At 69.0% G+C, this 2048-nt stretch carries 3 protein-coding genes; all 3 read left to right on the top strand.

All coding sequences use genetic code 11. The features are described from left to right. The first annotated feature begins 108 nt into the window (after positions 1-108). Positions 109-630, top strand: a complete 522-nt coding sequence (locus BN903_RS15070; protein ID WP_048078507.1) for an archaemetzincin family Zn-dependent metalloprotease — start codon at positions 109-111, stop codon at positions 628-630. A 96-nt stretch (positions 631-726) separates the two neighbouring features. Further along, positions 727-1026, top strand: coding sequence for a DUF6432 family protein (locus BN903_RS15065; RefSeq protein ID WP_048078506.1), 300 nt, complete (start codon positions 727-729; stop codon positions 1024-1026). A gap of 139 nt (positions 1027-1165) precedes the next feature. After that, positions 1166-2048 (top strand): aminomethyltransferase family protein (locus tag BN903_RS15060; RefSeq protein ID WP_048078505.1); only part of this gene is annotated, 883 nt, incomplete at its 3' end.

The raw sequence follows: 2048 nt of genomic DNA, 5'->3' as shown, positions 1-2048 counted from the left end.
CTCGATCAGTCGCTCGTATCGGTCGAGGGCGTCGGCGAGCGCCCGTTCTGACGGAGGTGATGATCCCACGGCGCGGGCTTTATGATTGCGGCGGTCAAAAGCGGTTCCATGCTCGTGGACATCGTCCCCGTCGGAGACGTCACCCCCCAAGTGAAACGGGAGGCCTCCGGCGCGCTGCGCTCCGTGTACGACTGCGACGTGACGGTCCACGACGATCAGCCGATCCCCGACTCCGCGTACGACGCCGACCGCACCCAGTATCGCGCCGAGGACCTCATCGAGACGGTCACGCGGGTCGGCGGCGGCGAGAAGAACATCGGAATTACGCCCGAGGACCTCTACTACCGCCGCCGGAACTACGTGTTCGGCCTCGCGTACCTCAACGGGAGCGGCTCCGTCATCTCCACGCACCGCCTCCGCACCTCCTCCGACGGCGGCGTCTCGACCAAGCCCGCGGTCGACGTCTTCGGTGACCGCGTCCGCAAGGAGGTCGTCCACGAGATCGGGCACACGCTCGGATTAGAGCACTGCGACAACAGCAAGTGCGTGATGTCGTTTTCCCCCACCGTCCGCGAGGTCGACGTGAAAGAGGAGAACCTCTGTGGCACCTGCTCTCGGCTCGTTCGCTGACGGCGCTCCCGCAGCACCCGGTTCGCTTTCTCCTCGGCGTCCGTCTTCCCGCTCACCGCCGGTAGACGTAAAGTCCGCCCCGTACAAGGGATGCGTATGGCCGCAAAGCCGGAATACCGCGACCGGCCGGACGTCGAGGTCGCGCTGCTCGACGCGCTCGTCGACCGCGGCGACGAGGGGATGACGGTCCTCGAACTTCGCGCGGCCGTCGACGCCGACATCGACGCCGTCGAGGAGGCGCTCTCGGCGCTGAAAGACGATTCGCTGATCACCGTCGAGACCGAGGAGCGCGTCCGGGTGTACGCCCACGACCGGGTGATACCCGACCCGGACGCGGCGACCGACGACGCCTCGGAGAGCCTCGTCGACGCGATCCGCGACCGGATTGGACTGTAGCCGTCGTCTCCCCTCCCGCGCCAGCGTCTCGCCTTACGCCGCCGTCTCACCCTACGCCAGCGTCTCGCCTTACGCCGCCGTCTCGCCCCATGCCGCCGGAGACGGCGGCCTTTTGGCGCTCGATCGCGTCCCTGCGACCATGACACTCGTCTCCGGCACCCACGACGCGCACGGCGCGGCGTACCGCGACCGCGGCGGCCGCGAGGTGGTCGACCACTACGGCAAACCCGTCCGCGTCGGGAAGGCGGTCCGCAAGGTCGCCGGCGTGATCGAGATGGGGTACGGCGTCCTCGCCGTCCGGGGGAGCGACCGCGTCGAGTTCGTCGACAACGCCGTCTCGAACCGCGTCCCGACCGAGGACGCCGAGGGGACCTACGCCCTCCTACTCGACCCGCAGGGCGGGATCGAGACGGACATGTACGTGTACAACGCCGACGAGCGGCTGCTGGTGTTCCTCCCGCCGGAGCGGACGGAGGCGGTCGCCGCCGACTGGGCGGAGAAGGTATTCATTCAGGACGTCGAGATCGACGACGTCTCCGAGGAGTTCGGGGTGTTCGGCGTTCACGGCCCCAAGTCGACAGAGAAGGTCGCGTCCGTCCTCGGCGGCCCCGGCGCGCCGGAGGAGCCGCTATCCTTCGTCCGCGGATCGATGGTCGACGCCGGCGTCACGGTGATCGCGACGGACGCCCCCTTGGGCGAGGAGGGGTACGAGATCGTCTGTGCCGCCGCCGACGCGGCCGACGTGTTCGACACCCTGATCAACCGCGGACTCAACGCCACGCCCTTCGGCTACCGGACGTGGGACGCGCTCGCGACGGAGGCGGGAACGCCCCTCTTCGAGTACGAACTGGCGGGGACGGTCCCGAACGTCCTCGGCCTCCGGAACGCGCTCGACTTCGACAAGGGGTGTTACGTCGGTCAGGAGGTCGTCTCCCGCGTGGAGAATCAGGGCCGACCGAGCCGGCGGCTCGTCGGGCTCGAACTCGACGGTCTCGCCGAGGCGGTCGCCGACGTCGACGCGG

It is taken from the genome of Halorubrum sp. AJ67, from assembly GCF_000513435.1.
Note: the sequence above shows the minus strand (reverse complement) of the source record. Positions and strands in the feature narration are given on the sequence as shown.